General features: G+C 72.6%; 5 protein-coding genes. 2 read left to right on the forward strand and 3 right to left on the reverse strand.

Annotated elements, in window-relative coordinates; all coding sequences use genetic code 11:
- Positions 1-165: 165 nt before the first annotated feature.
- Positions 166-2,103: a ricin-type beta-trefoil lectin domain protein gene (locus tag ACFWBB_RS33010; RefSeq protein ID WP_385279804.1), complete on the reverse strand. Its 1,938-nt coding sequence runs from the start codon at positions 2,101-2,103 to the stop codon at positions 166-168.
- 398 nt (positions 2,104-2,501) lie between these two features.
- Between ACFWBB_RS33010 and galU the strand changes: the two genes are divergently transcribed.
- Complete coding sequence (gene galU, locus ACFWBB_RS33015; RefSeq protein WP_385279807.1) at positions 2,502-3,485, forward strand: UTP--glucose-1-phosphate uridylyltransferase GalU; 984 nt, start codon at positions 2,502-2,504, stop codon at positions 3,483-3,485.
- Between the two features lie 240 nt (positions 3,486-3,725).
- On the opposite strand, the gene ACFWBB_RS33020 is transcribed toward galU, so the two are convergent.
- A complete protein-coding gene (locus ACFWBB_RS33020; protein ID WP_385279816.1) occupies positions 3,726-4,163 on the reverse strand; it encodes a DUF4442 domain-containing protein in 438 nt (145 codons plus the stop codon).
- A gap of 212 nt (positions 4,164-4,375) precedes the next feature.
- Between ACFWBB_RS33020 and ACFWBB_RS33025 the strand changes: the two genes are divergently transcribed.
- Positions 4,376-5,425 carry a hypothetical protein gene (locus tag ACFWBB_RS33025; protein WP_385279810.1) on the forward strand — a complete coding sequence of 350 codons (1,050 nt, stop codon included), beginning with the start codon at positions 4,376-4,378 and terminating at the stop codon, positions 5,423-5,425.
- A gap of 140 nt (positions 5,426-5,565) precedes the next feature.
- On the opposite strand, the gene ACFWBB_RS33030 is transcribed toward ACFWBB_RS33025, so the two are convergent.
- Entirely contained in the window at positions 5,566-6,357 is a 792-nt protein-coding gene (locus ACFWBB_RS33030) for a spermidine synthase (protein ID WP_385279819.1), read from the reverse strand.
- Positions 6,358-6,679 lie beyond the last annotated feature (322 nt).

Below are 6,679 nucleotides of genomic sequence, written 5' to 3' on the forward strand. Positions count from 1 at the left end.
CGGTCGTCCCGGACGGTCGTCCCCGGCGGTCGTCCCGGGCGGTCGTCCCGGGCGGTCGTCCCGGACGGTCGCCCCCGACAATCGTCCCCGGCGGTCGTCCCGGGCGGTCCTCCACGAGACGGACGGAGGGGCCGTCCCCCGGGCGGCCCCTCCGTCGTTCCCGGCTCAGCGGCCGAGGGACCGGGTCACGTCCGCGACGACGTTCCCCACTACGTCGGACACCTCGTCGGACACCTCGGCGGGTGCCGGAAGTGCGTCGACGAGCGTGGCGGGGTCCGCCGGGTCGACCGGGTCGGGCGACGGGTCGCAGCACCGCACCTGGGCGACCCTCGTCTCGAACTCCGTTGCCGCCGGGGCCGTTTCGGCGGGTGCGGGGGTGTCCGGCGTGAGGGGCCGGTCACCGCGCGGCGCCGGGTCCTCGGCGGATCCGGGTGTGCCCGGACCGGCCGGGTCCTCGGCGGATCCGGGTGTGCCCGGACCGGTCGGCTCCGCCGTCTTCCGCAGCTCCGGACCGGGTACCGCGGCGGCCGGGGCGGCCGTCTCGAACACCCACCGCTGTCCGCCGGAACCGTCCCGGTCGGCGACGACCACGGGCGCTCCCGGCTTACCGGCGGCGCGGGCGACGACCAGCCCGTCGTCCCTCCGCAGCAGGAGTTCCCCGCCCACGGTGAGGTCGAAGAACGTCTCGCCGGCGTGCACCAGGCAGTTGGCCAGGGCGGTCGTCCGGTGGCCGGGGTCGGCGGCCAGACAGAGTGCCGGATCGGCGGCACTGCGCAACAGCCCGTCGCCCTGGTACGACCACTGCTGGGACGCGGCCTCAGAGCACCCCGCGAGGACGATCGGCGCACCGGCCCGGGCCAGGCCGCCGGCGGCGTCGAGGCAGAGGCCCGTGTCCGGGCTGCGCAGGGTGCCGTGCGCGACCTCGACGGTCCGCGACGCTGTGGCGGCCGACGGCGATCCGGAGGGCGAGGGGCCGTCGGCGGCCCCGGGACGCCCCCGTGCGCCGGTGGCCGGGGTGCCGGTCCCGCCCGCGGGCGCGCCCCAGGTGGCCCCGGGAGCGGGGACACCGTTGTCATCGGACCAGCCCTTGGCCACGAAGACGGTCGCGACCAGCGCGAGGGAGGTCAGCCCCACGCCCAGCAGCACGGCCTTGGGCCGCCGGCCCGGCAGGTCGAGCAGTCCCGCCGAGGTGGTGCGGTGGCGGCCGCCCCCGACGGGCAGGCCCTGGGCGGCGGGCCTGGCCGGTGCGGTGACGGAGGTCGCGAGTCCGGGGCGCGAGTCGAGGTAGCGGCGGGCGCCCCAGCCCAGCACGGTCTCGGCGAGCAACACGTCCAGTCCGTCGTCGAAATGGCTGAGCTGTTCGGCAGCGTGCCGGCAGAAGCGGCAGTGCGCGAGATGCTGCCGCACATCGGGCAGCAGGGTTCCGCCGCGGCGCAGGGGAATGTCGAGGAGCCGGTTGTAGAAGCGGCATTCACTCGTCGGCGCGAGTTCCCGGTGGGCGCGTACACAGCCCGCCCGGAATTGTTCCCGCGCCCGTTCCAGGGCGGCCGTCGCGGAGATGGCGTCCACGCCCGCCAGACCGGCCGGTACGGATATGGGTTCCGCCTCCACCTCGGTATGCCACAACAGACATTGGGAGGCAGCCGGGAGCAACTGGAAAGAGCGCTCGGCGAGTTGACGCCTTTCGGCGGTTCCCGGACGTGCGGCGCGCAGTCCGCGGCCGCCGACGGTTTTCCGCAGCTCCGGGAGAACGTCGACCACCCCGTCGGCACCGGCCCATTCCCGCACCGTCTCCCTTACGGCGACGAGGAGTTGGGGACGCAGCGCGCCTCGGGTACGCCCGTCCGCGAGCCGGCCGAGCACCTCGTGGAACGCGGCGGCGGCCACGAGTCGCGCGGTGTCCTCGGTGCCGGCGAGGCAGATGGTCGCGTAGTCGTGAGCTGCGCGCCAGTGGCGGGCGAAGAGCAGGGCGACCGCACCAACCCGTGCGTCGCCGTCGGCGGGCCGGTCGGCCAGCCGGGCGGCGAGTTGCGGATCGGAATCCCCGGGGGTCCAGCCGGGGCGGGGCGGGTAGGGCGGGCGTGGGGGGTTGGGGGATTGCACGGAACCATTTCCTTCCAAGCCTACGAACGGCACGGAAAAGCACGGTGTCGGAAAGCTGTGCCGGGATAGGTGCGTACCTTTGGCCTGACCAGGCACGTTGGCCTGATCCTGCCCATCCGTAAGGGGAGGCTCACCTTCGCACATGCCCCTGACAGGAAACAAGGAGTTCGAGTGACCCAAGTTCAAAGTGCGGGAATTTCAGATAAGTTACCGGCGGTATCCGCACCCGCATTCGAAAAGCGCCCGGACCGCCGTGCTCAACTTGTGTACGCGCAAAGCCCGATGGCACACGGAATCTCCAACTTCGAGCCCCGGCGACGCCGGGCGTTCCGACACAGGGACGGCCCACAGGAATCTCAGATGTGACTCCCGGGGTACTCCCATCCCCGTGGGCCACCATGGCCCGCATGAGCGCCCCCCACTCCGCATCCAGTGTCCGCAAAGCAGTCGTCCCGGCCGCCGGTCTCGGTACGCGTTTCCTGCCCGCCACCAAGGCGACGCCGAAGGAGATGCTGCCCGTGGTCGACAAGCCGGCCATCCAGTACGTCGTCGAGGAGGCGGCCGCCGCCGGTCTGGACGACGTCCTGATGGTCACGGGCCGGCACAAACGGGCCATCGAGGACCACTTCGACCACGCCTTCGAACTGGAGCAGGCGCTCGCCGCCAAGGGGGACACCGTGCGGCTGGACGCGGTGCGCGACCCGGCGCGGCTCGCCGACATCCACCACATCCGGCAGGGCGACCCGCTGGGCCTCGGTCACGCGGTGCTGTGCGCCCGCAACCACGTCGGCGACCAGCCGTTCGCCGTACTGCTCGGCGACGACCTGATCGACCCCCGCGACACCCTCCTCAGCAGGATGCTCGAGGTCCGCGACCGGTACGCCGGCAGCGTGGTCGCCCTCATGGAGGTCCCGCCGGAGCAGGTCCACCTCTACGGCTGCGCGGCCGTGGAGCCGTCCGGCGAGGACGGGGTGGTGCGGGTCACCGGCCTGGTGGAGAAGCCCTCGCGCGAGGACGCGCCGAGCCGGTACGCGGTCATCGGACGGTACGTCCTCGACCCCGCCGTCTTCGACGTCCTGGAGCGCACCGCACCCGGGCGCGGCGGCGAGATCCAGCTCACCGACGCCCTGCAGGAACTCGCGGCCGACGGCTCGGTGCACGGCGTGATCTTCTCCGGCCGCCGCTACGACACCGGCGACAAGGCGGACTATCTGCGCACCGTCGTCCGCCTGGCCTGCGATCGGCCCGACCTGGGACCGGAGTTCGTCGCCTGGCTCAAGGATTTCGTGGCGGGGCTGGCCGACGGCGGCACGGAGGACGGCGGCGCGAAGGACGGCGGCACGGAGGACGGCGACACGGAGGACGGCCGCTTGGTGGCCTGACCGGCGCCTGACGTCCGCCCGTCGCTGACCTGTGCCTGGCGTCCGTACCGGACGGGGTGAGCGACGTCCGTACGGGACGGGTCGCCGACGGCTGTCACGGGCGGCGCGTGTCGGGTGGGTGCGGGACCGGACGGCGGGCGCGTGGTGTGCGGGCGCGTGACGTCGGGCACGTGGCGCCGCACCGGGCCCCGGTGGCGCGGTACGCCGCGGCCGGGGCCGTCGTCCTCGCGGGGACGCCGCTCAGCCGTTGGGACGAAGGGTCCAGATCACCGTCATCTCGCCGGTCACGGCCCCGTCGGCACGGCGGATCTCGATCGCGACCGGGAACTCGGGCCGCTCCCCCGCGTCGAGTTGCGCGACGACCTCGGCGGCCGGGCGGCCGAGGGTGGCGGTCGCGGTGACGGCACCCATGGCCAGCTTCCGGTAGGCGATCTCGGCGCCCACGGCCAGCGGCACGGCGCGGGACAGCTGGTCACCGAACGCGGCGAGGACGATCGCGCCGCTGGCGGACTCGCCGAGCGTGAACATCGCCCCGGCGTGCGGCCCGCCCACGTGGTTGTGGAACTCGCTCTGGTCGGGCAGGGCGACCACGGCCTTCTCCGGACCGGCCTCGATGAACTCGAGGTGCAGGGTCCGGGCCATGGGCACCGTGGCGGCGAGCATCTCGCCGATGGACATCTGGTCTGCGCTCATGCACTCGATGTTACCTATGAGTAGCTTCGACTGGCCAGACCGGTGTGACGATCGCCGCACGCGAGGTGCCGGATGCCGCAATCCGGAAGATCAGGGGCACTGTTCGCGGGTTCCGGCCGTCCGACTCCCGATTCGGTACGTCCCTGACAAGGGGCGGTGACCGAATCGTGTCCCGGACGGCACTAGGGTTTCTGGCCATGTGGCCAGGACAGCAGCAGCCGCCCGGGGGAGAGCAGAACCCGCAGGCGCAGAACAATCCGTACCAGCAGCCGGGATACCAGCAGCCGAATCCGTATCAGCAACCCGGCTACCAGCAGCAGCCGGACCAGCAACCCAACCCCTATGCGCAGCAGCCCCAGTGGGGCACCCCGTCGCCCGTGGGCGCGCCCACGCCGCCGCCCGGCGGGGGCGGCGCAGGCGGTGGCGGCCGGACGAAGGTGATCGCGATCATCGCGGCCTCGGCCGTCGTCGTGGCCGCCGGTGTCACCGGGTTCCTGGTGCTGGGCGGCGGCGGCGATGACAACCCGGACGACGTGGGCAAGAGCAGCGCGAGCCCCACCGCCTCCGCCACCGCGTCGGCTTCCGCGTCCTCGACGGCCGGCACGGACGACAACCCGCGGAGCAACGAGACCGAGAAGCCGACCGTCGCCGGCTGGAAGGTCGTGGTGAACCCCAAGTGGGGCATCGCCTTCGACGTACCGGCGGACTGGGAGGTCCAGTCGCCGGGCCTCAGCCAGGGTTTCGAGTGGGAGGACAAGAAGAAGTCCGACGGCTACGACCGCATCCTTCAGGGGGGCACGGCCGAGTACAAGTCGAAGTGGTGCTCCACGGACTCCGACAAGGACGGCAAGACCGACGACACCGCGCTGGCCGTGGTCGGTTCCAAGGGCGCCGAAGGCGCCAAGTCCACCGACGAGATCGCCATCAACACGCCCGCCTGGTGGGTGTTCGGCGGCTACACCGAGCCGGACAAGAAGAGTCTCACCTTCGACAAGAAGGCCACCGCCTACACCACCGCCTCCGGCATCAAGGGCAGTTACGCATGGGCCCAGTCGACCAACACGCCCCAGAAGGGCAAGTGCGACAGCGACGGCAAGGCGATCACGTTCGGCTTCAAGAACCCCAACGGCGACTACGTGTCGTGGAACCTGTACGGGGCCAAGGGCGTGAAGGACGAACTCCCCAAGGCCACGATCATGCAGATCCTCAGCACCGTACGGTTGCACGGGACGCCGACACAGAACTAGCGGCGAACGGACGGGACATCTGGCCCGGTGCCACCCACCGGGCCACCGGGTCACCGCGTCACCGCGTCACCGGTCCGTGAGGCCAGTCCGTGAGGTGCTTGCCGGAGGGGGTCTCGCCGCGTCGCTGTGGCCCCCGTCGTTCAGCCGATGCCGAACGCGCCCTCGGGTGGTTCGGGCGACGGTACGGCGTCCTCGTCCCGTACCGGGTGGGCGTCGCCGATGAGGCGGCGCAGTCCGGCGCCGTGTTCCACCCGGGCCGGGAACGCGTCGGATGCGGTGCGGCGGGCCAGGGCGGTCACGTCGAGCGGCCGGTGCGCGGCGACCAGCACCGCGTTCCCGAACCGGCGGCCGCGCAGTACGGCCGGCTCGGCGATGAGGGCGAGTTCCTCGAACACTGAGGCGAAGTTGGCGAGTTGGGACCGCAGGAAGCCGAAGGGCGCCGCGTCGGCGAGGTTCGCCAGATAGACGCCGTCGGCACGCAGGACCCGTCCGGCTTCCTGGGCGTAGGCGAGGGACGTCAGATGCGCGGGGACGCGGGAGCCGCCGAACACGTCGGCGACAAGCGCGTCCGCCGAGTCGTCCGGGGCCTCTTCCAGCCAGTCCCGCGCGTCGGCGGGGTGCACCGAGATACCGGTCCCGGCCGGGACGGGCAGGTGCTCGACGATCAGTTCCAGCAGGCCTCGGTCGAACTCGACGACGTCCTGCCGGGACCCCGGCCGGGTCGCGGCCAGGTAGCGGGGCAGGGTGAGCGCACCGCCGCCGAGGTGCAGAACGGTCAAGGGGCGCCCCGGCTCGGCGGCGATGTCCAGGACGTGCCCGAGACGCCGCGCGTACTCGAACTCCAGATGTGTCGGTTCGTCCAGGTCGACGTACGACTGGGGCGCCCCGTCGACGGTCAGCAGCCAGGCCCGCTCCCGGTCGACGTCGGGCATCAACTTGGCGGTGCCGTGGTCGACGGCGCGGGAGACGGGTATGGGCTCGTCGTTCACCACCCCATTGTGCCTGCGCCACCACGCCCCCGACGGAACGCGGAGCAGCGTCCACGACCCCTTCCACCGCGTCGCCCGCCGGCCCGGCCATCCCGCCCGACATCCTCGCCGACCCGACCGCCGACACCGCCGTCGCGACCGCCGACACCGCCGTCGCGACTGCCGGCACCGCCGTCTCGGCTCACGGCCTCACCGTGCCGACCGGCAGCCTCACCGTTCCGACCAGCGGCCTCGCTGCATGGGCGGCGGCGGGCCGTATTCGGCC

The organism is Streptomyces sp. NPDC060000 (assembly GCF_042737375.1).
In the GTDB taxonomy this organism is placed as follows: Bacteria; Actinomycetota; Actinomycetes; order Streptomycetales; family Streptomycetaceae; genus Streptomyces.

What these genes read in the sequence shown, in the direction of transcription:
- ACFWBB_RS33020 (WP_385279816.1), bottom strand. Translation starts at nt 4,163, where the DNA reads ATGTCCATCGGCGAGATGCTCGCCGCCACGGTGCCCATGGCCCGGACC.
- ACFWBB_RS33025 (WP_385279810.1), top strand. Translation starts at nt 4,376, where the DNA reads ATGTGGCCAGGACAGCAGCAGCCGCCCGGGGGAGAGCAGAACCCGCAG.
- galU (WP_385279807.1), top strand. Translation starts at nt 2,502, where the DNA reads ATGGCCCGCATGAGCGCCCCCCACTCCGCATCCAGTGTCCGCAAAGCA.
- ACFWBB_RS33030 (WP_385279819.1), bottom strand. Translation starts at nt 6,357, where the DNA reads ATGCCCGACGTCGACCGGGAGCGGGCCTGGCTGCTGACCGTCGACGGG.